The organism is Pseudonocardia sp. Ae150A_Ps1 (assembly GCF_001932315.1).
Lineage (GTDB): Bacteria > Actinomycetota > Actinomycetes > Mycobacteriales > Pseudonocardiaceae > Pseudonocardia.
The window spans coordinates 4858812-4884858 of the sequence record NZ_MCIJ01000001.1 but is presented as its reverse complement, the minus strand read 5'-3'; the positions used below and the strand labels follow the sequence as shown (position 1 = coordinate 4884858).

10 protein-coding genes, 1 tRNA gene and 3 rRNA genes are annotated in these 26047 nt (G+C 71.6%); 4 read left to right on the top strand and 10 right to left on the bottom strand.

Going from position 1 to position 26047, the window contains the following annotated elements:
- Window positions 1-106 precede the first annotated feature (106 nt).
- Both Ae150APs1_RS22885 and Ae150APs1_RS22880 read left to right on the top strand, forming a co-directional pair.
- Window positions 107-1501 carry a hypothetical protein gene (locus tag Ae150APs1_RS22885; protein ID WP_139317022.1) on the top strand — a complete coding sequence of 465 codons (1395 nt, stop codon included), beginning with the start codon at window positions 107-109 and terminating at the stop codon, window positions 1499-1501.
- A 36-nt stretch (window positions 1502-1537) separates the two neighbouring features.
- Window positions 1538-4750 (top strand): YncE family protein, encoded by a 3213-nt coding sequence (locus tag Ae150APs1_RS22880; protein WP_075300232.1) that lies wholly within the window; start codon window positions 1538-1540, stop codon window positions 4748-4750.
- Between the two features lie 15 nt (window positions 4751-4765).
- On the opposite strand, the gene Ae150APs1_RS22875 is transcribed toward Ae150APs1_RS22880, so the two are convergent.
- The 9 genes from Ae150APs1_RS22875 to Ae150APs1_RS22835 form a co-directional block, all read right to left on the bottom strand.
- Window positions 4766-5446: a hypothetical protein gene (locus Ae150APs1_RS22875; RefSeq protein ID WP_075300230.1), complete on the bottom strand. Its 681-nt coding sequence runs from the start codon at window positions 5444-5446 to the stop codon at window positions 4766-4768.
- Entirely contained in the window at window positions 5443-5868 is a 426-nt protein-coding gene (locus tag Ae150APs1_RS22870) for a thioesterase family protein (RefSeq protein ID WP_075300228.1), read from the bottom strand. The genes Ae150APs1_RS22875 and Ae150APs1_RS22870 overlap by 4 nt, the downstream gene beginning before the upstream one ends.
- 21 nt (window positions 5869-5889) lie before the next feature.
- Entirely contained in the window at window positions 5890-10701 is a 4812-nt protein-coding gene (locus Ae150APs1_RS22865) for an NAD-glutamate dehydrogenase (RefSeq protein ID WP_249266455.1), read from the bottom strand.
- A 109-nt stretch (window positions 10702-10810) separates the two neighbouring features.
- Window positions 10811-14419, bottom strand: coding sequence for a hypothetical protein (locus tag Ae150APs1_RS22860; protein WP_139317021.1), 3609 nt, complete (start codon window positions 14417-14419; stop codon window positions 10811-10813).
- Window positions 14420-14520: 101 nt separating this feature from the next.
- The gene (gene ettA, locus Ae150APs1_RS22855; RefSeq protein ID WP_075300222.1) at window positions 14521-16197 is read right to left on the bottom strand and encodes an energy-dependent translational throttle protein EttA; all 1677 of its coding nucleotides are present in this window, start codon (window positions 16195-16197) and stop codon (window positions 14521-14523) included.
- 25 nt (window positions 16198-16222) lie between these two features.
- Window positions 16223-16759 carry a single-stranded DNA-binding protein gene (ssb, locus tag Ae150APs1_RS22850; protein ID WP_075300220.1) on the bottom strand — a complete coding sequence of 179 codons (537 nt, stop codon included), beginning with the start codon at window positions 16757-16759 and terminating at the stop codon, window positions 16223-16225.
- Between the two features lie 1435 nt (window positions 16760-18194).
- Window positions 18195-18311 (bottom strand): 5S ribosomal RNA (rrf, locus tag Ae150APs1_RS22845).
- A 134-nt stretch (window positions 18312-18445) separates the two neighbouring features.
- Window positions 18446-21546: ribosomal RNA gene (locus tag Ae150APs1_RS22840) — 23S ribosomal RNA — on the bottom strand.
- 320 nt (window positions 21547-21866) lie between these two features.
- A 16S ribosomal RNA gene (locus Ae150APs1_RS22835) occupies window positions 21867-23386 on the bottom strand.
- The 16S, 23S and 5S rRNA genes sit together here, the layout of an rRNA operon.
- A gap of 725 nt (window positions 23387-24111) precedes the next feature.
- Between Ae150APs1_RS22835 and Ae150APs1_RS22830 the strand changes: the two genes are divergently transcribed.
- Window positions 24112-24741 carry a methyltransferase domain-containing protein gene (locus Ae150APs1_RS22830; RefSeq protein WP_075300218.1) on the top strand — a complete coding sequence of 210 codons (630 nt, stop codon included), beginning with the start codon at window positions 24112-24114 and terminating at the stop codon, window positions 24739-24741.
- 100 nt (window positions 24742-24841) lie between these two features.
- On the opposite strand, the gene Ae150APs1_RS22825 is transcribed toward Ae150APs1_RS22830, so the two are convergent.
- Entirely contained in the window at window positions 24842-25639 is a 798-nt protein-coding gene (locus Ae150APs1_RS22825) for a Stp1/IreP family PP2C-type Ser/Thr phosphatase (RefSeq protein WP_050802321.1), read from the bottom strand.
- 209 nt (window positions 25640-25848) lie between these two features.
- Here Ae150APs1_RS22825 and Ae150APs1_RS22820 point away from each other — a divergent pair.
- Window positions 25849-25922, top strand: a tRNA-Arg gene (locus tag Ae150APs1_RS22820).
- Window positions 25923-26047 lie beyond the last annotated feature (125 nt).

Genomic DNA, 26047 nt, shown 5'->3' with positions numbered 1-26047 from the left:
CCGGGCTCTAGTCCTGTGTGGTCGTGACCGAACGCGTCCGGGCTCGTTGGACCGGACGCCGCCCCGGGACATCGGGCGGCCAGGAGTCGCCCGTATGGGGGTAATCGTGAGCGCAATGCCGTCGTCGTCCGGCCCGGAGCGGCCCGACCCGGGGCACGGATCGTCGCGGCACTCGCACCGCGCCGCCGAGCCGGAGGCGGTCGGGAGCGACGAGTCGGGTGACGGATCGTGGTTCACCGTGGTGCTCCGCGGCTACGACCGCAGCCAGGTCGACACCCGGCTCGCCGATCTCGACCACCGCATCCACGAGGAGATCCGGCGGGCCGAGTCCGCCGATCGCGCGCTGGCCGCCGCCAGGGCCCAGATGCGCCGCCTGCAGGAGCAGGTCGAGGCCGGAGCCGCGGACGCGTCCGACCGCCGTGCCGAGGAGGCCGGGTTCGGCCGCCGCGTGGAGCGGGTGCTGCAGGCCGCCGAGCAGGAGGCCACCGAGCTGCGCGAACGGGCGGCCGCGGAGGCCGACGAGATCGTCGCCCGCGCACGCGCCGAGGCCGACGACCGCCGGACCCGCACCGAGGAGGCGCTGCTCGGCCGCGCCGCCACCCTGGACCGCGAGTTCACCTCCCGCAGCACCGCGCTCGACGAGCGCGAGGAGGCCGCCGCGTCCCGTGAGCGAGGCCTCGCCGAGCGGGAGCGCACGGTCGACGAGCGGTTCGGATCCGCCCGGTCCGAGGCCGAGAAGATCCTCGCGACGGCCCGCTCGGAGGCCGACGACGTCCTGTCCGGCGCCCGCGACCAGGCCGCGTCCGCGCTGCGCGACGCCGAGCGCGACGCCGGTGCCGCGCGGGACGGGGTCACCCGGGACGTCGAGCGGCTGGCGTCGCTGCGTGACCAGGTCCGCGGCGAGCTGACCCGGGTGCGCGAGGCGCTCTCGGCCGAACTGGACCGTGAGCCGGTCGCCGCGGCGCTCGACGACGCCCTGTTCGGCCCGTCCGCCACGCCCGGGATCGGCGACGATGCCACCGGCGCGCCGGCCGGCGCCGTCGCGTCGGTCTCCGAGCTCGGCTCGGCGCGTGGTGCGGCGTTCGTCTGGTCGTCCGGCACGGGCGCCGACCGGACCCCGCCGACCGTGACCGACGAGGAGCCGGCCGCCGGGGACCCCGCCGACGACGCCCCCGGGGACGGGGCCGCCGACGACGCGGACTCCCCCTCCGCGTCGGCCACCGGGGAGCCGGCGGACACCACCGGCGACACCGCCACCGGCACCCTGCTCCTCGGCCCGGGACGCCGGCCGGGCGGCGCCCGCCGGGACGACGACGACCCGGACAGCACGACGGTCGGGCAGATCCCGCCGATCTCCCTCACCTCGATCGGGGTACTCCCGTTCGGGGAACTCGGCGCGGGCCGTGACAACGCCCGGACCAGGACGGACGGGGCCAACGGCGCCTCCCGCCCCCAGCGGGGACCCACCCGGGGTCCGGGCCCGGGACGCCGCTCGCGATAATCGGATCGTTATGTGCACCCGACCGTCACAGAACGCATGACGTCGGCGCCCGGTCAGCCGGGACGCGACGACGCAGCGGAACCGGCCCCGGACGGGCTCGGCGAAGCGATCCGGACCGGCCGCGTCCCCGTGGTCCCCGGATCGCTGGTCGACCTGGTGATGAGGTCGGGTTCCGACACCGACCCGGACCGTCCCGGCGACGCCTCCGGACCTCCGGGACCTCCCAGGTCCCCCGGCGGCACCGCGGACGGCGCGAGCGACGCCGGACCGGAGCCGGCGGGGCCCCCGGGGTCCGCGGACCCGCCGCCCGGCTCCGCGGCCGGCTCGGCCGCCCCGGTCGCCACCGGGCCCGGCCCGGACTCGGCCGGGACCGGGACCGGGTTCGCCGATCTCGTCACCCGCGGGCCTGACGGGTCCGGGACCGACGGGCGTGCGGCACCGGCAGCGCCCGACCGTGCGTCGGGCAACGGCGTGAACGGGACTCCTGGCGTCGGCGGGACCGCCGGCACCGGAGCGCCCTCGCCCGGCGCCCGGCCCCGTCCGGCACCGCGCCCCGCGGCGGACGACGCGTCCGCTCCGGCCGGCCACGACCCGGACGAGGCGTCCCCCGACGACTCGTACGCCGATCTCGGCGACCTCGGCGACGACCCGCTGGGTGTCGGGCCGCTGCCGGCCGACGACCCCGCTTCCGGTGGGTCCGGCGACGACGGATCCGGCGACCGCACCCCGGAGGGCCCCGGATCCGCCGACGGCTCCGGCGACCCGTTGCACACCCCGCCCGACCGTTTCGCGCCGCCGCCGTCGTTCGCCCCGCCTGCGACGGCCGCGGACCCGGCCACGGCCACCCCGGCCGCCGGCCGTCCGCGGATGGGCGGCGGACGCCCGTCGACCGACGGCATCCCGGTGACCGCGCCCGCCCCGACCGTCGTCCCGCCGATCGCGCCGAACCCGCGTCCGATCGACGAGGAGGGCACCGGCACGACGCCCGCGGTCCCCGCGGCGGGACCGGCCGCGCGGCCGGACGCCGGCACGTCCGACGACGACGGCGGCGAGACGACGTCGAAGCGGTGGCCGCCACGCCCGTCGCGGCCGTCGTCCGACGGCCCGGAGACGGACATCCTCCCGCCGGGCGCCCTCATCGGGCACTACCCGAGCGCACAGAACGACGCCCGGCCCCGGGACGACGCGGCGCAGGCCGAGCCCGCCGCCCGGCCGGCGCCCCCGCCCGGCGGCCGTCCGACCATGCCGGGAAGGCGCCCGCCGGCGGACCGGCCGCCGGAGCAGCGGCCCGCGACGGGTCGCACACCGTCGGGCCCGGCGATGGCCGGCCTGTCCGGCGACGACCTGTTCGCGACGCAGGCCGGCGCGGACACCGGTGGCGGTTTCGGCAGGCTGCCCGGCCGCGGCGCCGATGCCTGGGCACCGGCCGACCGCGACGAGACCGGGCCCGCCGATCCGGCCGGTCCGGGTACCGGGCCGCAGACCGGCGCGTTCCCCGCCGAGGACCCCCGGTCCGGCACCGGCCCGCAGCCGGGTGCCCTCCGCGACGGTCGCCCCGGACCCGGCCCCGGTCCCGGTCCGAGGACCGGCGCGTTCCCGGCCCCGGAAGCACGGCCCGGACCTGACCCCCGGTCGGGGTCGTTCCCCGCCGGCGAGGCCGGCACCGGGGCGTTCCGCGCCCCGGCGCCGCCGCCCGGCGCACCGGCACCGGGCTCGCCCTGGGCGCCACCGGAGGCCGCGCCCGGCCGTCCGCCGCAGGGGCCGCGTCCGTCGCAGGGCCGGCCGGTCCCGCCGAGGCCCGCACCGGGCCGTCCCGGCGACGGGACCGACGTCACCGAGACGATCCCCGCTCTGGACGTCGACGGGCGCCCCCGCGCCGTCGCACCGGGCCGCACGGACGCCGAGGACCCCGCCCCCGCCGAGCACGCCGTCGAGGGCACCGCCCCGGTCACGCCGCCGGTCACGGACGACGCCCCCGACCCCACCACCCGCAACGCGGCCGCGGCGGCGTCGGTGGGTGCGGTGTCGGTGGCGGCCGCCCGCGCCGAGTCCGGCAAGGACGGCACCGTCTCCGACACCGGTCCGCAGGGCCCGCAGTCCCCGGCGGACAAGCCGATCGCCCCGCGCCGCGAGGCGATCATGTCGGCGAAGCCGCGCAACGGCCGCCGTGGCGTGTCCCCGGCCGGTCTGGCGATCGCGCTGGCGATCGCCCTGCTCGGCGCGCTGACGCTCTGGGCGATGCTCTCGCCGACGCCGGAGGACGCCGGCGGCGACACGCTCGGCGCGGCGGTCAGCGGTGACGCGGACGCGGGCCGGGGCCCGCGGCCCGCGGTCGCCGCCGCGGCGGCCAGCCTGTCGCAGCCGACGGTGCGCGCGACCGTCCCGGCCGGTGCCGCGCCGGTCGCGGTCGCCGCCGCGCCCGGCGGGCCCGCGCTCGTCGCGGTGCGCGACGCGAACCGACTCCTCGTGGTCGATCCCGCCGGCGACGCCGTCACCGGGGAGATCCCGCTGCCCGGCGTCCCGGAGGACGTCACCACCTCGCCCGACGGCACGCGGGCGTTCGTGACGATGTCCGGCGACGGCGGCGGACAGCTCGCCGTCGTCGACGTCCCGGGCGCCACGGTCGTGAACACGGTGCCGGTCGCGGCCGATCCGGCCGGTGCGGTCACCTCTGCCGACGGCCGCTTCCTCTACCTGCCCTCGCGCGCGAACGGCGTCGTCGACGAGCTCGACCCCTACGCGGGGGTCGTCACGCGCTCCGTCCCGGTCCCGCAGACCCCGTCCGCGGCCGCCCCGAACGCCGAGGCGAACCGCGTCTATCTCGCCACCCGCGGCGCGGACGAGCTGACGGTGCTGGACCCGGACAGCCTCACCGTGCTCGGGAGCTTCCCCGTCGCCGGGGGCGCCGAGGCGGTCGCCGCGGCCCCGGCGTCCACGTCGTCCCCCGGGCCCCGGGTCGCCGTGGCCGGACCGGACTCCGACACCGTCACCGTGCTCAACCCCGACGACGGCCGCGAGATCGCCCGCGTCGAGGCGGCCGGCGGTCCGACCGGCCTGGCGTTCGCCGCCGACGGTCGCCACCTGTACGTCACCACCGGGCAGGGCCTCCAGGTGGTCGACACGCGGTCCTGGGAGGTCGCCGGTTCCACCGACGTCGCGCTGAACCCGACCGCCGTCGCCGTCTCCGCCGACGGTCGCACCGGCTGGGTCACCGGCGACGGCGAGGTCAGCGTCCTCAACCTGTCCTGACCCGGTGGGTCTCCGCTACCCGGTCACGGTGAGCGGCAACGACACCACGCGACGCTTCACGACGGCGCCGTAGCGGGCGTCGAGCCGCACCCAGGAGCCGGACGCCGACACCCGCACCCGCGGCTCACCCGCTCCGGTTCCCCCGGGCCCCGGCACGGCACCGCCCGCGTCCGCCGGCCCGGATCCCAGGAACCCCATCCCGGACATCGCGAACAGCACCCGCATCGGCACCGTCACCGGCCGCCCCGGCTCCGGCGGCGACACGGTCAGCACCGTCTGGTCCAGCAGCGACGCCGGTGGCCCCATCGGTCCCGCGTGCTCCCGGGCCAGTGCGAGGCCGCGCTCGGCGAGACCGTCGAGCTCGCCGGCCGGGATGTCGTCGACCAGGGCCCAGCCCTCCGCAGGCGGCAGCTCCTCCATCCACGCGGCCGGCGTCCCGGGGTCGATCTCCTCGGCCCGCTCCACGGCCAGCGCGGTGAGCAGCGACGACGCGTGCGCCGTGACCGGGACGCCGCCGTCCAGGGTGCCTGCGACCGATCGGGTGACCAGGACGTCGAACGGGGTCCGCGCCCACGCCGTGACCCGGTCCCCCGCCGTCGTCAGCCGGATCGCCGCCGCCTGGTCGAGCCGCACGACCCGCGCCGTGAAGGCGCCGAGGTCGTCCCGCTCGGTCGCGTCGGCCAGCCGGAGGGTCACGACACCGCTCCCAGGTGCCGCTTCAGGAAGTCCCGCTCGCCCTCGGTGATCCGCCGCGGGCGGTTCGCCCGGAGGTCGTAGAGGGCCATCGACGTCCACGCGGTGACGGCGACGGCGTCGTCCCCGCCGGGGCCGTCGCGCAGGACGTAGTCCAGCGTGAACGACGCCGCCCGCAGGTCCCGGACGGTGATCTCGACGCGCAGCGGGTCCGCCCGCCACGGCAACTGGCGCCGGTAGTCGACGTGCAGCCCGGCGACGAGCAGGCCGGACGCGAACCCGGTCAGCCCTTCCTCGCCGGCGCCGGTGAAGGCGAGCGCGACGCGCGCCTCCTCGATCAGCGTGACGATCCGGGCGTGGTTCACGTGCCGGTAGGCGTCCTGGTCGGTCCAGCGCAGCGGGACCGTCGTGACGAAGGCGGACATGGGCGTGAGTGTCCCCGACTCCTAGCGGGCCAGGCCGCGCAGCTGTCGTGAGATCACCGACAGCGTCGCCAGGTCCAGCGACGCCGATCCGCCGATCTCCTCCAGCGCGGTCCGGGCCCGCGACAACTTCGACGCGTTGGACTGCTCCCAGGCCGCGATCGCCTCGTCGACGTCGGTGCCGGGCGCGGACTCCCGCAGCGCGTCGAGGGTGATCGAGCGCAGCGACCCGTAGAGGTCGTCGCGCAGCGCGAGCCGGGCCAGCGCGTGCCACCGGTCCCCGCGGTCGAGCCGGGACACCGCGGTCAGCGCCTGGTCGACGCCGAGGTGCTCGGAGACCGCGTAGTACAGCTGCGCCACCTCGGCCGCCGGCCGCGGCTCCTTCTCCCGATCGGACAGCTCGACCAGCTCGACGACGTCGAGCAGGCCGTAGGCGTAGAGCGACAGTGCGGCCGGTTCCACGAGCTGCTCGGGCACCCCGGCCGCCCGCAGCTCCGCCGCGCGTTCCTTCACGGCATCGAGCTCGCGGCCCTGCAGCAACTCCGGCAGCCGCTCGCGCAGCTCGGCGATCGGTGCGGCGAACCGGTTGATCTCCGCACCGACGGCGAGGGGCTGCGGCCGGTTGGTGAGGAACCAGCGCGACACCCGGTCGAGCAGTCGCCGGGACTCGAGGACGACGGCGTCGGCGACGGCCACCGGGACGTCCGCGGTCCGCACGGCCTCCCACAGCGCGGGCAGCGCGAACACGCGGGTGGTGACGGCGTAGGCGCGGACGACGTCGTCCGGGCCTGCGGCGATCTCCTCGCCGAGCCGGAACGCGTAGCTGATCCCGGCGCCGTCGACCATCTCGTTGACCAGCCGCGTCCCGATGATCTCGCGGCGCAGCGGATGGTTGCGGACGGCGTGGTCGTACCGTTCCCGCACCGGGGCCGGGAAGTAGGCGGGCAGCGTCGGCTCGAACGCGGGCCGGTCGGGCAGGTCGGTCTGCAGCAGCCGGTGGGTCAGGTCGAGCTTGGTGTGGGCGAGCAGGGTCGCGAGCTCCGGGCCGGTGAGTCCGAGATCGGCGGCGGCGAGCGCGTCGAACCCGGCGGTGGACGGCAGCACCTCCAGCTCGCGGTCCAGCCCGGCCCGTTCGACGAGGTCGCTGACCATCCGACCGTGCACCGCGACCATCGCGGTGGCGTGCGCGCGGGCGACGCCGAGGACGTCGTTCTGCGCGACGTTGTGGGCCAGGACCAGGTCGGCGACGTCGTCGGTCATCGACGCGAGCAGCTCGTTGCGGGCGGGCCGGTCGAGCGTGCCGTCGGCCACCGGCCGGTCGAGCAGGATCTTGATGTTGACCTCGTGGTCGGAGCAGTCCACACCGGCCGAGTTGTCGATCGCGTCGGTGTTGATCCGGCCGTACTCGCCGTCGCGGCCGCCGGAGCGGGCGAACTCGATCCGGCCGCGCTGGGTGAGACCGAGGTTGCCGCCCTCGCCGACGACGCGGACGCGCAGGTCCCGGCCGTCGACCCGGATCGCGTCGTTGGCCTTGTCCCCGACCTCGGCGTGGGTCTCGACCGACGCCTTGACGTAGGTGCCGATGCCGCCGTTCCACAGCAGGTCCGCGGGGGCGAGCAGGATCGCGTGGATCAGCTCCGGCGGCGACATCCGCGTGACGTCGGCGGGCAGGCCGAGCGCCGTCCGGATCTCCGGCCCGATCGGCACCGACTTCGCCGTCCGCGGCCAGACCCCTCCCCCGGCGCTGATCAGGGAGGCGTCGTAGCTCTCCCAGGTGGAGCGGGGCAGCTCGAACAGCCGGCGCCGCTCGGCGTAGGACGTGGCGGCGTCCGGGGTGGGGTCGACGAACACGTGACGGTGGTCGAACGCGGCGACCAGCCGGATGTGCTCGGACAGCAGCATCCCGTTGCCGAACACGTCACCGGACATGTCCCCGACGCCGACGACGGTGAACTCCTGGCCCTGGGTGTCCAGGTCCAGCTCGCGGAAGTGGTGCTTCACCGACTCCCAGGCGCCGCGGGCGGTGATGCCCATGGCCTTGTGGTCGTAGCCGACGGAGCCGCCGGAGGCGAACGCGTCGCCGAGCCAGAAGCCGTACTCCTCGGAGACCGAGTTGGCCAGGTCGGAGAACGTCGCGGTGCCCTTGTCCGCCGCGACGACCAGGTAGGAGTCGTCCCCGTCGTGCCGGACGACGCCGGGCGGCGGCAGGGTCTCGGTGCTGCCGTCGGCGTGGGTCAGCAGGTTGTCGGTGACGTCGAGCAGGCCGGAGACGAAGGTCCGGTAGCACTCCCGCACGTGGTCGGGGGCGGGCGCGGGCCTGCGGACGACGAACCCGCCCTTCGCCCCGACCGGCACGATGACGGCGTTCTTCACCGCCTGCGCCTTCACGAGCCCGAGGACCTCGGTGCGGTAGTCCTGCTGGCGGTCGGAGAACCGCAGGCCACCGCGGGCGACCGGGCCGAACCGCAGGTGCACGCCCTCGATCCGCGGCGAGTACACGAAGATCTCGAACCGGGGCCGCGGCAGCGGCATGTCCGGGACGGCGGCCGGGTCGAGCTTGAACGAGAAGAACGGCCGGTCGCGGAACCAGTTGGTGCGCAGCGTCGCCTCGATCAGGGCGAGCAGCCCGCGCAGGATGCGGTCCGCGTCCAGGCCGCTGACCTGGTCGATCAGCGTCGTGACGTTCTCCAGCGCCCGCTGGTGGGCAGCCTCCTGCTCGGCGGCGTCGGGCTTCGCCGGGTCGAACCGGGCCCGGAACAGCGTGATCAGTCCCTCGGCGACCTGCGGGTGGGCGACGAGGACGTTCGCCGTGTACTGCAGCGTGAACAGCCCGCCGAGCTGGCGGGTGTAGCGGCTGTAGGCCCGCAGGACGGCCGCCTCCCGCCAGTGCAGGCCGGCACGCAGGACGAGTGCGGAGAACCGGTCCGACTCGGCGTCGCCGCGCCAGGCGGCGGCGAAGGCGTCCTCGAAGCGGGTGCCCGCGTCCTCGACGGTGACGGTGGGCACCGCGGGCGCCCCGGACGGCTGCGGGGCGCGCACCCCGAAGTCGTAGAGCCAGCAGCGGCGGCCGTCGGGCCGGACGAACTCGTACGGCCGCTCGTCGACGACGTCGACGTCGAGCTGCTGGAGCAGCGGCAGCACCGCGGTCAGCGTGGCCGGGGCGTCACCGAGGTAGAGGGCGAACCGTATGTCGTCGTCGGCGCTGCGGTAGAGGCGCAGGTCGAACGGCCGGTCCTCGTCCAGCGCCAGCAGCCGCCGCAGGTCCTCCACGGCCCGGTGCGGCGCGACGCCCGCCTTGTACGACTCGGGGACGCCGTCGAGCAGCGGCCGGGCGGCCGGCCCGGCGTCCCCGAGGGCGGCGACGAGCAGGTCGTCCCAGGTCCGGGTGGCCTCGGCGACGTGGTCCTGCAGTGCGGGCAGGTCGTAGGCGACCGGCTCGGCGGACGGGTCGGTGGCGACGGTCAGGTGCAGCATCGCCAGCTCGGCGTCGCCGACCTGGGCGGTGTAGGCGACGTCGGTTCCGCCGAGCCGGGTCCGCAGGATCTCGGTGATCCGCAGCCGGGTATCGGTCGTGTAGCGGTCGCGGGGCAGGTAGACCAGGCAGGACAGGAAGCGGCGGTACGGGTCCGGGTGAACGAACAGCCGGACCGCGCGCCGCCCGCTCGCCTCCAGCACGCCGACGCCGGTCTCCTGCAGCCGCCGCTCCGAGGACGCGAACAGCTCCGCGCGCGGCAGCACCGAGAACACCTCGAGCATCTGCTGGCCGGAGTAGGAGTCGGCAGGGAACCCGGCGCGGCGGATCGCGCCGCGGATCCGGCGGGCGACGACCGGGATGTCGAGGACCGACTCGTGCCGGGCGGGGACGGTCAGCATCCCGAGGAACCGGTGCTCCCCGGTGACGGTGCCGTCGTCGTCGCGGGCACGGACGCCGACGTAGTACGGGTGCACCGCCCGCAGCACCCGGCTGCGCTCGCTGGCCCGGGTGATCAGGAGGGGGCCGCCGAACTCCTCGGCGCCTTCCTCTCCCTCTCCGGAGAGGAAGACCGCGGCGCCGGCGTCGTCGGGGCGGAGCACGCCGAGCCCGGTGTCGGTGTCGGGCTGCAGGCGACCCTCGCGCCGGGAGTAGTGCCGGTAGCCGACGAAGACGAAGTGGTCGTCGACGAGCCAGCGGAGCAGCTCGGCGACCTCGGTGGGGTGCACGTCGTCGCCCTCGTGGGGGGCGGTGGCGCTCCCGGCGCCGGTCAGGTCGTCGGCGAGCGCGCGGGCCCGCAACGTCATGGCGGCGGTGTCGTCGATGACCTGGCGGACGTCGGACAGCGTCCGCTCCAGCTCCGCGCGCAGGCGCTCCGGGTCGAGGCCACCGGCGGAGACGACGTCGAGGTGCATCCAGGACTCGGCCCGGGCGTCCCCCGGCTCGCTGGGATCGGCGTCGGTGTCGACGCGGACGAGCGACCCGTCCGGACCGCGGTGGACGACGAGGATGGGGTGCACGACCCGGCGCACCGTCCCGCCCGCACGGCCGACCCCGGCCATGACGGACTCGACCAGGTACGGCATGTCGTCGGTGACGATGTCGACGGTCGTCGCGTCACCGGGGCCCGCGGTGACGTCGACGACGGCGCGTCCCGGCTCGCGGCGCGCGGCCAGTGCGAGGTGCGCGTCGACGACGGGTGCCGGACCGGCCAGCTCGGGGCCGCCGGTGCTCTCCGCCTCGGGTGTGTTCCGCGTGTAGAGGCGGACCAGCTCCGCCGCGGCGCCGCTCCCCGGACGCGGCTCTCCCCCCGCCCGCACCTCGACCCCGGTCGTGCTCCCCGTGCCATCCGTACCGCTGCTCACGTACCACTCCGGCCCCGCGCGTGTGCTGACTCACGCACCCTATCGCCCGGGTGCGGCCGCCCGGAGGAACATCAGCGGACGGCGACTGGACCGTTCGCGCAGGTCAGGATCAGATCTCGCGGTATGCGGCCATGGCTCCGGCGAGGAGATCGGCCAGCCCCATGTGCTCCGGAATGTCCTGCGGATCGCCGGACGTCGTGGCGTCGTCGTCGGACGGCACGGCGGTAGGGGGCGCGTCGGTCCCGGACGGGGCGTCCGTCGCGGTCGGGGCGTCCGTCGCGGTCGAGGTGCCCGTCGCGGTCGAGGTGCCCGCCGCGGTCGAGGTGCCCGCCGCGGTCGAGGTGCCCGCCGCGGTCGAGGTGCCCGCCGCGGTCGAGGTGCCGGCGGAGCCGGTGCCGTCCGATGCCGGGGATCCAGGCGGTGTGCGGGGACCCGGCTCGCGGGGGCCCGGGTCGCGGAGGCTCGGGGCGTCGCCCGTCCCACCCCGGTCCGCAGGCCCGCTCGACGCGGCCTCCGTGCGCCGGTGCCCGCTCTCGTCGTCCGCACGACGGGAGTCGGGCTCCACCTCCGGGGCGACGTCGCCCGGCACCACGGCCGGGACGTCCTCCGACGCGGCGGCCGACCGGACGGTCCACACCTCGTCGCGCGGTTCCTCGGCCGCGGCGGACCCGTTCCGCACAGCGGCACGGGACGGGCCGACGCGCTTCGGCAACGCCGAGGGTCCCGCCCCCTCCGTCACCGAGGACCAGGCGACCGGCCGACCCGCACGCCCGGTCTCCCCGGGCTCCTCCCCACCGGTGTCGGGGAGCTCGAGGTGCGCGCGGACGGCGGCCGCCAGCCGCCGATCGTCGCCGTTGCGCCCGGTCCGGGAGATCCGTCCCGGACCGTCCGGGACACGGTCGCCCTGCGCACGGTCGCCGGGCACACCGTCACCCGGCGCCGGCTCGGCACGGACGTCCTGCTCCTGACCGCCGTGCCGTCCGGCCGTCCGGGCCTCGGACACCGGCTCCGGACGCCGCGGCGCGTCGGACCGGCGCCGGCCACCGCTGCCCGGCCGGACCGTGATCCCGGCCGGGAGCGCGGACGGCTCGGCACCCTCGACCGCCCTGCGGCGGCCGCGGCGCGGCTCCTCCTGCTCCGTCGTCGGGTCCCAGACCGCCGTCATGGCGGGCCCGGCGTCCCCGACGGACGGCGCCGTCCCCGATCCACCGCCCGGCACCGGCGCCCCGTCGGGTGCGACCGGGTCCGGCTCACCGGGCGCGCTCGTCGTGACAGGCGCCTCGTCGTCCACGAGCGGTGTGGCCCGGCGCCTCCCGTTCCGGGCTCCGCCGACCGCGGCTGCGGGCCGGGCGAGCGTCGGTTCCGGGACGGGAGCGGGCTCGTCGGGGCCGGTCAGCTCGCGGACGATCTCTTCGCCCTCCGCGCCCCGCGGACCGGTGGCGCGCAGCCGCAGACCGGTTCCCGCCGGGAGGCCACCCCGCCGGACGCGCACCGCGAGATGCGCGGCGAGCGACCGGGCCCAGAGGAGCACGGTCACCCGGTCGGCGTCGGGAAGGATGATGAGGACGGCGTCGTCCTCGGTGACCGTCGTCCCGGACGGCGGGACCAGCCGCGCCGACCGGACCGCGATCTCGTGCAGGACACCCGCAGGGAGAGGGGCCGGCGCGGGAGCACCGTCCCGGCCGATCAGATCCACCCGGATCGACCGCTCCGCGAGACCGGGCTCGGGTTCGACGGGCGATCCGGCGGGCTCCGGTCCGGAGGTCTTCGGCTCCGCGGCCCTCGGCTCGGACGTCTCCGGCTCGGACGCCGTCGGTGTCTCCCGCTCGGACGCCTCCGGCTCGGACCTCGTCGGCTCGCCTGCCCCCGGCCCCGCGGGCTCCGGTCCGGCGCCGTCCAGGACACCGCCCCCACCGGCGGCTGTGCCGTCGTGCGGGCCGGAATCGACCGGCGCGGCCTCGGCGCGGAGCGCCCCGAGGACGGACGAGCCGTTCGTCGACGCCGACGCCGGTCGCGGGTCGCGGAGCTCGGCGAGCAACGCGTCTCCGAGGGGCGCACCACTGTCCGCACCCGAGACGCCCGGGACCCCGTACCGGGCCCCCTCCGCCCGGTCGAGCACGCCGCTTGCGTCCGGACCGACCGGCGGCAGGCCCCCGAGCGGCGCATCCTGTTCCGCGTCCTCGGCCCGTCCGGTCATCAGGCCCGAGACACCGAGCGGGTCGTCGGGATCGATCGAGCTCGTGCCGCCGGAGGCGGCGAGCGCGGTGTCCCCCGCCCCGGCAGGTCCCTCGTCCGGGAGGACAGCAGGACCCGCTGTCCCGGACACGACCGGATCGGCGGTCCCGTCGCCGCGGATGACGATCTCCGACCGACTCTCCTCCGCCGAGGTCTCGACCGGTGCGCCGGACGGTTCTCTCGTCGGTCCGTCCTCGCGCGGGCGCCCGAGCCCGAACCGCAGTCGTGCCGCCGGTCCGCCGCGTGCCGGGCCCGCAGCGTCGTCGATGTCCGTGCCGGAGCCGGTGCCGGTCGCGGTGCCCGTGCTGGTCGCGGTGCCGGCCACAGCCCGCCGGAACGGCGTGGGCATCGGCGCGTCTCCGCGGGATCCGGACCACCGGGCACGGCGGCCGGCCGACCCGTCCAGCGGGAGGGCTGCGGCGACGGCGTGCCGGAAGCGGCGACCGCGGGCCCGGTCGAGCTGGTCGGCCGCCGTGGCCGCCCACATCGCCTCCAGCGCCTCGCGGAACCGTCCCGCGCTCTCGTGCAGCTCGGACTGGGCGGTGCGGCACGCGGCGACGAGCGCCGGGACCCCGGCCGCCCCGGCACCGTCCGCCGCCTCGGCCAGGGCACGGGACGCGTGGTCCGCCCGCCCGGCACCGGCGCGAGCCAGGGTCAGCCGCAGCAACACACCCTGCCGCCCGGCGTCGGCCACGTCCCGCTGGGCCGACGCGGCCCGCACGGCGTCGGCCGGTACCCGGCCGCCGTCGAGGAGCGCGGTGATCCACTGGCTGAGCAGGGCCGCGGCCAGGTGCGCCGACAGGGGGCGGGCGTCGGCGCGGTCCGGCGTCCAGCCGAGCTGCGCGAGCCCGCGGAGCGCGCTGTCGACGGCGAGGTCGTGCTCGCCGCGGGCGCGGTGCACCGAGCCGACGACGAGGTCGGCGAAGGCCGACGCCTCACCGCTGAAGGCCGCCCCGCAGGAGGCGACCTCCTCGCGCAGGCGCTGGAGGTCGTCCACGGCAGGCCCGGCGAGCGCGCACCGGACCTGGACGGCGAGCCGGTCGAGCAGGAGCAGCCCCGGCTCCTCCCCGGCACCGTCGTCCGGCAGCCCGGCGACGAGGGCGTGCGCGGTCGCCAGCTCACCGTCGACCTGCGCGACGGTGGCGAGCTCGACCCGCAGCCGAGCGGCCTCGGGCCGGCTCAGCAGTGCGGCACCGGGCGCCCGGACGGGCACGGACGGGACCGCGTCGTCCGGGCGTCCGGTGCCGGTGAGACCGGCGAGGACGGCCGTCGCGACGTCGCGGGCGTCACCGCCTGCAGCATGCCCGTCCAACAGCCAGCCGGCCGCCTGCACCCAGCCGAGATCGTCACTGTCCGCGACCGCGCGGGAACACGCGTAACCGGCGAGCTCCGAGGTCAGCAGCGGACGCTGCCAGCGCAGCGCCGCTGCCGTCCTCAGTTCAGCCGTCGTCGCGTTTCCGCGATCTCCCAGGTGGGACGTCACTTCGCCTCCCGTGACATCACCGGCCCGGTGCACCCGCGCCGCCTCGTCGCGTCCGCTCTGTTCAGACAGGACCGACTCGGAGCGGTCCGGCGGAGTGGTGATCAGTCGCGGGTGAGCTTACGGTGCGTGACCCGGTGCGGTCGCGCCGCCTCTGCTCCGAGCCGCTCGATCTTGTTCTTCTCGTACGCCTCGAAGTTGCCCTCGAACCAGAACCACGCCGCCGGGTTCTCGTCCGTGCCCTCCCACGCGAGGATGTGCGTGCAGACCCGGTCCAGGAACCACCGGTCGTGGGAGATGACCACGGCACAGCCGGGGAACTGCTCGAGCGCGTTCTCCAGCGAGCCGAGGGTCTCGACGTCCAGGTCGTTCGTCGGCTCGTCGAGCAGGATCAGGTTGCCGCCCAGCTTCAGCGTGAGCGCCAGGTTCAGCCGGTTCCGCTCACCACCGGAGAGGACCCCCGCCGGCTTCTGCTGGTCGGGTCCCTTGAAACCGAACGCCGCGACGTAGGCCCGGGACGGCATCTCGACGTTGCCGACCTGGATGAAGTCGAGCCCGTCGGAGACGACCTCGAACACCGTCTTCTTCGGGTCGATCCCGCCACGGTTCTGGTCGACGTAGGAGAGCTTCACGGTGTCGCCGACCTTGACCTCGCCGGAGTCCGGCTCCTCCAGCCCGACGATCGTCTTGAACAGGGTCGTCTTACCGACACCGTTCGGGCCGATGACACCGACGATGCCGTTCCGCGGCAGTGTGAAGGACAGGTCCTTGATCAGCTGCCGGCCGTCGAAGCCCTTGTCCAGGTTCGAGACCTCGACGACCTGGTTGCCCATGCGCGGGCCCGGCGGGATCTGGATCTCCTCGAAGTCCAGCTTCCGGTGGCGCTCGGCCTCGGCCGCCATCTCGTCGTACCGGTCCAGCCGGGAACGGCTCTTGGCCTGACGGGCCTTCGGGTTGGAGCGGACCCAGGCCAGCTCCTCCTTCAGGCGCTTCTGCAGCTTCGCGTCCTTCTTGCCCTGGACAGCGAGCCGCTCCGCCTTCTTCTCCAGGTAGGTGGAGTAGTTGCCCTCGTAGGGGAACGTGCGACCGCGGTCGAGCTCGAGGATCCAGCCGGCGACGTTGTCGAGGAAGTACCGGTCGTGCGTGACCGCGAGGACGGCGCCCGGGTAGTTCGCGAGGAACTGCTCGAGCCACAGCACGCTCTCCGCGTCCAGGTGGTTCGTGGGCTCGTCGAGCAGGAGCAGGTCCGGGCTGGAGAGGAGCAGCTTGCACAGCGCGACCCGGCGGCGCTCACCACCGGAGAGGTGCCCGACCTCGGCATCCCCCGGCGGGCAGCGCAGGGCGTCCATCGCCTGCTCCAGCTGGGAGTCGAGCTCCCAGGCGTCGGCGTGGTCGAGCTCCTCCTGGAGCTTGCCCATCTCCTCCATCAGCTCGTCGGTGTAGTTCGTCGCCATCTCCTCGGCGATGGCGTTGTATCGATCGAGCTTGACCTTGACGTCGCCCAGCCCCTCCTCGACGTTGCCGAGGACGGTCTTCTCCTCGTTGAGGGGCGGCTCCTGCTGGAGGATGCCGACCGTCGCTCCGGGCTTCAGGAACACGTCACCGTTGTTCGCGTTCTCCAGCCCTGCCATGATCTTGAGGACGGTCGACTTCCCGGCCCCGTTCGGGCCCACGACGCCGATCTTCGCCCCCGGCAGGAAGCTGATCGACGCGTTCTCCAGGATGACCTTGTCGCCGTGCGCCTTGCGCACGTTCCGCATCGTGTAAATCAGGTCCGCCACGCCCCCGATGGTAGTTCGACGGCCGTCAGCGTCCGGAAGCCGGTACGGCGGCGACCTCACGCGGAGTCTCCTCGTCGCCGTCGGGCGCTGCGCCGAACGGGGCATCGCCGTCCTCCGCCATGCCGTCGAGGGCCTCCGACGGCACCTCCCAGTCGTCGACCGGTCGCTGGTCGCGGCCGGGCTCACGGTCGGGGCCGCTCACCGGCCGCGGCGGGACCAGCACCGGCGAGTACCGCAGATCGAGGCCCACGCTGATCGGGTCGATCTTCGGGGTCTTGCGCAGGACGTTGTCGCGATCGAGCCACTCCTCGACGAAGAGCCGGCCGACGACGATGACCGCGTGCCCCTTGTCCAGGGTCTGCGCGGCGTGCTCGGCCAGCCTCCGCCAGCACGTCACCGTGTAGTAGGTCTTGGCGACGTCACGCCACTCGCCGCTGCTGTCGTCGCGTCGGCGATAGTTCTCGGCGACCGTCAGGTCCAGCACCGGCCGCCCACTGTGGGTGTAGCGGAGCTGGGGCTTGCGGGTCAGGTTGCCGACGACGGTGATCTGGTTGCTGCTCACGGGACCCTCCGGGGGTGGACGTCGAGTCGATGTCCCGTCGAGCATCCCGCCGCCGGACGCTTCCGGATCGGTCTTCCGGCAGGCTGTGGATGGTTCGGCCACTTGTGGATGCGAGACCGGCTCCGGCCGGCCCGATGGCGTTCATCGTCGGCCTCGTGTGCAGCTCTCCACGTGACCGTGTCCGACGTGCCGTCGCTGCCGCGGGCCCTCCGTCGACGAGCTCCGAACCGGTCCGGGAGAACCGCGCCGGAGCACAAGATTCGCGAAGCCCCGCAAGCTCGACATCGCAACTCGCTACCTCGACGGCCCACCGGACCAGAGCTCCTGTCCGGTGCCGACGGCAGCCGCGTTCCGCGGAACGCCGGTCCCGCTCGTGGCGACCACTGCTCTCCGGGACCTGGTCCGCGTCGAGGTGAGGTCCTCGCACGAGCAGGCAGGTGACCCGGATCTGCGTTCCGCGGAACGCTCCCCGGACCCCACCGGGCTGCGCCCGAATCCGGTCACGAGCTCCACGCCGATATCAGGCAGGCGGTCCGCAGGCGGTGCAGCCACGCTGTACGGATGTCCGGCGTCCACCCTGCTGTACCGCTCGCGGCGCTCATTGTCATCGCAGGCCCCGGGTCCGGGTCCCTGCCCACCCCCGGACGATGTCCCGCTCGCCGCCGCCTGCCCATATCCGTCTGCCGCTGGGACAACGGGATCCGGAACGGCTTGCTGTCTGCGCGGCCGACCGGATAGCGCTGAGCCTCCTGAGCAGGAGCGTTCCGCGGAACGCATCTGCCGCTCACGGGCAGAAACAGCGAGTCCGACGGCCGCTGCCCGGCCGAGGTGGTCCGCCGCTCCGTCGCGTTCCGCGGAACGCACACGGCTCCAGCGGGAACAGGGACATGCCCACCGGTCCCGGGTCCCCCGGGGCGGCACCCGTTCTCCGCTCGGGTGCCGACGACGGTGCACTCTCCTCACACCCGCCCGGCCCGACCAGCCTCCGCCGGCGCCGCCGGCGTGAACGACCTGGGGGACGCCCGTGCGGGCGCGTTCCGCGGAACGCGCAGGACGGTCTGCGGGCCCCGGGAGTGCTGTGGGAGCCGCTCGCCAGCGGGTCGGCCCAAGGTCGGCGCCCGGTCGGCGCCCGCCGGTCGGGCAGATCGCGCTCCGAGAACCCGTCCGCGTCCCGACCGCGTTCCGCGGAACGCGGACCTGGCAGCGTTCCGCGGTCCTGGCAGCGTTGCGCGGTCCTGGCGGTGTTGCGCGGACCTGGCGGTGTTCAGCGGAACGCGCGACGACCGCAGACGACACACCCATCCGGCGTCGACGACACCCCAGGACCCGCGCCCCGGACCCACCGGACCGCCGGCCCGCCACCAGGAAAACCGGGCCCGTAACGCAGAAAATCCCCCGGACCGAAACGGTCCGAGGGATCCCCTGAAATGTTGAATGTCGGCGGCGACCTACTCTCCCACACCCTGTCGAGTGCAGTACCATCGGCGCAGGAAGGCTTAGCTACCGGGTTCGGAATGGGACCGGGCGTTCCCCTACCGCCATAACCACCGACAACACTATCCAATTACACCCCACACCCCCTCACACCCCACACCACGGTGGGACACAAGAAGACCCAGGAAACAGAGACCACACAACCAACGGGGTTGTAGACTCAGGGTCACACAGTGGATGCGAACAACATGTTGTGGCAAGCCCTCGGCCTATTAGTACCGGTCAACTCCACCCCTCACAAGGCTTCCATCTCCGGCCTATCAACCCAGTCATCTACTGGGAGCCTTACCCACTCAAGGTGGTGGGAGACCTCATCTTGGAACAGGCTTCCCGCTTAGATGCCTTCAGCGGTTATCCCTCCCGAACATAGCCAACCAGCCGTGCCCCTGGCGGGACAACTGGCACACCAGAGGTTCGTCCGTCCCGGTCCTCTCGTACTAGGGACAGCCTTCCTCAAGTCTCCAACGCGCGCGGCGGATAGGGACCGAACTGTCTCACGACGTTCTAAACCCAGCTCGCGTACCGCTTTAATGGGCGAACAGCCCAACCCTTGGGACCTACTCCAGCCCCAGGATGCGACGAGCCGACATCGAGGTGCCAAACCATGCCGTCGATATGGACTCTTGGGCAAGATCAGCCTGTTATCCCCGGGGTACCTTTTATCCGTTGAGCGACACCCCTTCCACCAGGAGGTGCCGGATCACTAGTCCCGACTTTCGTCCCTGCTCGACCCGTCAGTCTCACAGTCAAGCTCCCTTGTGCACTTACACTCAACACCTGATTGCCAACCAGGCTGAGGGAACCTTTGGGCGCCTCCGTTACTCTTTAGGAGGCAACCGCCCCAGTTAAACTACCCACCAGGCACTGTCCCTGAACCAGATCATGGCCCGAGGTTCAGACACCCAATTCGACCAGAGTGGTATTTCAACAACGACTCCACCGCCACTAGCGTGACGACTTCACAGTCTCCCACCTATCCTACACAAGCCGAACCGAGCATCAATACCAAGCTATAGTAAAGGTCCCGGGGTCTTTCCGTCCTGCCGCGCGTAACGAGCATCTTTACTCGTAATGCAATTTCGCCGAGTCTGTGGTCGAGACAGCGCCCAAGTCGTTACGCCATTCGTGCAGGTCGGAACTTACCCGACAAGGAATTTCGCTACCTTAGGATGGTTATAGTTACCACCGCCGTTTACTGGCGCTTAAATTCTCCGCTTCGCCCCCAAAGGGGCTAACAGGTCCTCTTAACGTTCCAGCACCGGGCAGGCGTCAGTCCGTATACATCGTCTTGCGACTTCGCACGGACCTGTGTTTTTAGTAAACAGTCGCTTGGGCCTGGTCTCTGCGACCACCCACCCCTAGCCCGCGAAGGGGCTTCAAGGCAGATGGCCCTCCTTCTCCCGAAGTTACGGAGGTATTTTGCCGAATTCCTTAACCACAGTTCGCTCGATCGCCTCGGTATTCTCTACCTGACCACCTGTGTCGGTTTGGGGTACGGGCCGCAACAGCACTCGCTAGAGGCTTTTCTCGACAGCATGGGATCACCCTCTTCGCCTCAATCGGCTACGCATCACCTCTCACCCTTGATGAGCCCCGGATTTACCTAGGACTCGGGCTACAGGCTTACACCACGACAACCACCGCGTGGCGGAGCTACCCTCCTGCGTCACCCCATCACTTGCCTACTACCGGATCGGATCCCACGCTCCCCCACAAACAACACTCCCGAAGGAGCGAAGGTGGGTTCGGATGGTTAGCATCACCGGCCCCGGCATGGACGCACTATCACGAGCACGGGAATATCAACCCGTTGTCCATCGACTACGCCTGACGGCCTCGCCTTAGGTCCCGGCTCACCCTGGGCGGAACAACCTGGCCCAGGAACCCTTGGTCATCCGGCGGCAGAGATTCTCACTCTGCATTCGCTACTCATGCCTGCATTCTCACTCCCACACCCTCCACCCGTAAATCACTCCCGGGCTTCACCAGATGCAGGACGCTCCCCTACCCAACAACACAACAGTGTCATTGCCACGGCTTCGGCGGTGCGCTTGAGCCCCGCTACATTGTCGGCGCAGGACCACTTGACCAGTGAGCTATTACGCACTCTTTCAAGGGTGGCTGCTTCTAAGCCAACCTCCTGGTTGTCCGGGCGATCCCACATCCTTTCCCACTTAGCGCACGCTTAGGGGCCTTAGCCGGTGATCTGGGCTGTTTCCCTCTCGACCACGAAGCTTATCCCCCGCAGTCTCACTGCCGCGCTCTCACTCACCGGCATTCGGAGTTTGGCTGACTTCGGTAAGCTTGTCGGCCCCCTAGGCCATCCAGTGCTCTACCTCCGATGAGAAACACACGACGCTGCACCTAAATGCATTTCGGGGAGAACCAGCTATCACGAAGTTTGATTGGCCTTTCACCCCTACCCACAGCTCATCCCCCAGGTTTTCAACCCTGGTGGGTTCGGGCCTCCACGGCGTCTTACCGACGCTTCACCCTGGCCATGGGTAGATCACTCCGCTTCGGGTCTACACCCCGCGACTCCACCGCCCTATTCGGACTCGCTTTCGCTACGGCTACCCCACAACGGGTTAACCTCGCCACGAAGCATAACTCGCAGGCTCATTCTTCAAAAGGCACGCCATCACCCTGCAGCACAAGACTGCTCCAGGCTCTGACGGCTTGTAAGCACACGGTTTCAGGTACTATTTCACTCCCCTCTCGGGGTACTTTTCACCTTTCCCTCACGGTACTAGTCCGCTATCGGTCACCAGGTAGTATTTAGGCTTAACGGGTGGTCCCGCCAGATTCACAGCAAATTCCACGAGCTCGCTGCTACTCGAGAACAATGCCCACGACCAGACTCATGCTTTCGCGTACGGGGCTCTCACCCACTACGGCCGACCATCCCAGAGTCGTTCCGCTAACACAAACACTGGACCGCCCCATCCTCGGCAGAAGATGAACAGCACGTCTCACAACCCCGCATCCGCAACACCTGCCGGCTTGACACGGACACGGTTTAGCCTCTTCCGCTTTCGCTCGCCACTACTCACGGAATCACTGTTGTTTTCTCTTCCTGTGGGTACTGAGATGTTTCACTTCCCCACGTTCCCTCCACGCACCCTATGAATTCAGGTACGGGTAACACCCCATGACGGGTGCTGGGTTTCCCCATTCGGACACCCTCGGATCACAGTTCGGTTGACAACTCCCCGAGGACTATCGCGGCCTCCCACGTCCTTCATCGGCTCCTGATGCCCAGGCATCCACCATGTGCTCTTAACAACTTGACCACAACAAGATGCTCGCATCCACTATGCAACACTCAACCCACAACCACAGAAGACCCCAGGCAACCACCACCCCCAACCAGAAGGCGTTAGGACAACCCAGAACCCACGCGGCCAAAGACAACACCCACCAAACCGGTGTCCCCTCAGGACCCAACAGTGTGCCGAACCACAGCTTGACGTCCATTGCGTTCCACCCAGTCACACCCGACCCACACTCGGGGCCGACAGCGCGATCTCAGTTAAGGAACCAACACATTCCCACATTTCAGAAGAAACGAAAGAAACGAGCCGGTGCCCCACCACATGGTGAGACTCCTTAGAAAGGAGGTGATCCAGCCGCACCTTCCGGTACGGCTACCTTGTTACGACTTCGTCCCAATCGCCAGTCCCACCTTCGACGACTCCCTCCACAAGGGTTGGGCCGCCGGCTTCGGGTGTTACCAACTTTCGTGACGTGACGGGCGGTGTGTACAAGGCCCGGGAACGTATTCACCGCAGCGTTGCTGATCTGCGATTACTAGCGACTCCAACTTCACGGGGTCGAGTTGCAGACCCCGATCCGAACTGAGACTCACTTTAAGGGATTCGCTCCACCTCACGGTCTCGCAGCCCTCTGTATGAGCCATTGTAGCATGTGTGAAGCCCTGGACATAAGGGGCATGATGACTTGACGTCATCCCCACCTTCCTCCGAGTTGACCCCGGCAGTCTCCCATGAGTCCCCACCACTACGTGCTGGCAACATGGAATAAGGGTTGCGCTCGTTGCGGGACTTAACCCAACATCTCACGACACGAGCTGACGACAGCCATGCACCACCTGCACACAGGCCACAAGGGAAACGACATCTCTGCCGCGATCCTGTGCATGTCAAACCCAGGTAAGGTTCTTCGCGTTGCATCGAATTAATCCACATGCTCCGCCGCTTGTGCGGGCCCCCGTCAATTCCTTTGAGTTTTAGCCTTGCGGCCGTACTCCCCAGGCGGGGCGCTTAATGCGTTAGCTGCGGCGCAGAAACCGTGGAATGGTCCCCACACCTAGCGCCCAACGTTTACGGCGTGGACTACCAGGGTATCTAATCCTGTTCGCTCCCCACGCTTTCGCTCCTCAGCGTCAGTATCGGCCCAGAGACCCGCCTTCGCCACCGGTGTTCCTCCTGATATCTGCGCATTTCACCGCTACACCAGGAATTCCAGTCTCCCCTGCCGAACTCAAGTGATGCCCGTATCGACCGCACGCTCAGAGTTAAGCCCCAAGTTTTCACGGCCGACGCGACACACCGCCTACGAGCTCTTTACGCCCAATAATTCCGGACAACGCTCGCACCCTACGTGTTACCGCGGCTGCTGGCACGTAGTTGGCCGGTGCTTCTTCTCCAGGTACCGTCACAAAAGCTTCGTCCCTGGCGAAAGAGGTTTACAACCCGAAGGCCGTCATCCCCCACGCGGCGTCGCTGCGTCAGGCTTCCGCCCATTGCGCAATATTCCCCACTGCTGCCTCCCGTAGGAGTCTGGGCCGTGTCTCAGTCCCAGTGTGGCCGGTCGCCCTCTCAGGCCGGCTACCCGTCACCGCCTTGGTAGGCCATCACCCCACCAACAAGCTGATAGGCCGCGGGCCCATCCCCCACCGAAAAAACTTTCCACCACCCAACATGCGTTGAGAGGTCCTATCCGGTATTAGACCCAGTTTCCCGGGCTTATCCCAGAGTGGAGGGCAGGTCACCCACGTGTTACTCACCCGTTCGCCGCTCGTGTACCCCCGAAAGGGCCTTACCGCTCGACTTGCATGTGTTAAGCACGCCGCCAGCGTTCGTCCTGAGCCAGGATCAAACTCTCCAACAAAAACCCTGACTTACAAACAACTGGCCCACCAGCACGACGGGGTCGCACCGGCAGCCAAACAAACAATCTGGCACAAAAACGCCAAACCAAAAAATAGCTCGACACACTGTTGAGTTCTCAAAAGACACCCGCACCACCATCACCGATCTCCCGACCGGATCCAGAAGGCGGATCGCCTTGACCCCACCACCGTAAACCCACAACAAACTCGAAGGCCGACCGGGGTGTCGTAGTGGCCAGCGGGCCTGTTGACCGGGCCTCCAGGGCCCGTTCTGTCCGGCTCACTCGCTGACAGGAAGAAAGTTACGGCACGCCCTGCGGGCGCGTCAAACCGGGGTCGAAAACGCCCGCTGACCTGCGCGAACACGGCCCCAGGCCGCACAGCAGCGCGGACGAACCCGACCCTGTCGCACGACGAACGGTCGTGCTGACGGGCTCCCTCCGGATACTGGTTGACCAGCGCCGATCGCGCAAGAGGAAGCCCGGATCGGGGCCCGCGCGGGCCGTCCGCGCTGTCGTTCGTCTCGTGGACGCCCGATCTCCAACTTCTTTCAAGATTTTTTTCGACCGTCCGTCGCGGGTCCGGGGTACGACGAGCGGCAGGTGGGCGGCACGCGTCCGGTCCGCGCGGCTCGCGACCCCACTCGAAGACGATCATCGGCTGTGGGCGGCCGTTCGTCGCGGTCCGGCCGTCCCATCGGCCACCTGTACGCGAGACTCCCCCGGTGCCCTTCGACGGAGACGTCCTCCCGCCGGTCCTTCACCGGCTGCGTGCCGACGACGGCCCGACCGCCGCACAGTGGTGCCGCGCGCCCGGGGCGAGCGCACGCGTGCGGGCGACCGTCACCGGCATCGGGGCCGCCCTGGAGGCCGGGGACGGTGCGTTCGCCCTCGTGGCGGCGTCGCCCCTCGCCCTTCCGGTGCGCACGCGGTCCGTCGAGCGCGTCGCCGTCCCGCTCGTCCTCCCGCTCCTGCAGGACATGGACGGGCTGCTCGCCGAGATCCGGCGGGTGCTCGCCCCGCACGGGTTGTTGTCCCTGCTCCTCCCGGCCCCGGCGTCGTGGGGCTGGCGCGGACGGCACCTCCGGCACGCGGTCCGCGAGGCGTGGCGGCACCGGTCGGCCGTCGAGCATCCGGAGTGGCTGGCGTCGTCGGCGGACTTCGCGGTCCTCGCCGACGACCGGCTGAGCTTCCGGCTCACCGACGGGGGTGCGGAGCCGGCGGGCGACGTGGCGGAGCTGTGCGCGGCGGGCGTCTACCCGCCCGATCTCCCCGCGGAGACCCGGGCGGAACTCGCTGCGCACCGCTCGGCGGCGCGGACGGTGCGTCTGCGCCGGATCGTGGCCCGCCGCTGACACGAGCGTGCGGACGGGGGCGGTGTCGGTGCCCGTCCCGCCGTCGGGCTTCCCGGCCCGCCCGGACGTCACCCGTGGACGGGGCCGCCCGGCGTCGTCCTCAGTTGGAGGTCGCGATCTCCTTGGCCGCGCCGGCCGTCTCGAGGGGCTGCGTCGCCACCTCGGGGACGTCGACGACGTCCGCCACGATCGCGGTGATGTTGTCCGGGCCGCCGCCCTCGTTCGAGAGCTCGACGAGACGCTCGACCACGGCGTCCGGCTCCGTCCCCGACGCCAGCTCGCGCAGGAGCGCGGCGTCGTCGAGGACGGCGGTGACGCCGTCCGAGCACAGCAGGAAACGGTCACCCTCGACGATCTCGACGCGGTCGAGGTCCGGCTCCGGCGCGTGATCGGTGCTCAGCGCCCGCATCAGCACCGAGCGCCGAGGATGGTGCGCGGCCTCCTCGGCGGTGATCTGCCCCTGGTCGACCAGCTGCTGCACCATCGTGTGGTCGTGCGTGAGCTGCGCGAGCTCACCCTCACGGAGCCGGTAGATGCGCGAGTCACCGATGTGCGCGAGCGCCAGGTGCTCGCCCGTCAGCACCAGCGACACGACGGTCGTGCCCATGCCCCGGGTCTCCGGGTCCTCCCCCGCACGGCGGGCGAGGCGGTCGGTGGCGTCCTCCAGGGCGGAGTTCAGCTCGGCATCGAGGTCGATGTCGCTGAGGTCCTCGGGGAGCCGGGCCTCCATCTCGGTGAAGGCCGAGACCGTCATCGCGCTCGCGATCTCGCCGTGGGCGTGCCCGCCCATCCCGTCGGCCACGATCAGCAGCCGGCCCGTCGTCGCGCCGGAGTCCTGGTTCGACGTCCGGCGACGACCCACATCCGACCTGATCGCGGATCGCAGTCCCAGAACCATGGGCACAGTATGGACGTCACGGTCCGTCAGCGTCGCAGGCGAGGCCCCTTCGGCGTGCTCTTCAACCGGACGGATGGTGGTCGGGGGCGTCTCGCGGCCCGTCGGACCGCCGTCGGACGGCCGTCGGACCGCCCCTGAGGCCGATGTCGGATGGCTGATCACTTGCGCGTGTCGCTACCGTGGGCGGCGTCCGGGGAGACCCGGGACATGCCCTCGTAGCTCAGCTGGACAGAGCAAGAGCCTTCTAATCTCTAGGTCGCAGGTTCGAGTCCTGCCGGGGGCACACACGGCACACCGGCTCCGTCCTACGACGGATCGTCGGTCGCCCGGACGGAGCCGCTGCGGTGCTACTTTCCGTCGGTCCCGGCCCACGTCGAGAGGATGTCGCGTGTCCTCCCCGTCGCAGTT

Bases quoted from the DNA above. Each gene is read 5' to 3' on its own strand.
- Ae150APs1_RS22880 (WP_075300232.1), top strand. From the start codon at position 1,538: ATGACGTCGGCGCCCGGTCAGCCGGGACGCGACGACGCAGCGGAACCG.
- Ae150APs1_RS22870 (WP_075300228.1), bottom strand. From the start codon at position 5,868: ATGTCCGCCTTCGTCACGACGGTCCCGCTGCGCTGGACCGACCAGGAC.
- Ae150APs1_RS22825 (WP_050802321.1), bottom strand. From the start codon at position 25,639: ATGGTTCTGGGACTGCGATCCGCGATCAGGTCGGATGTGGGTCGTCGC.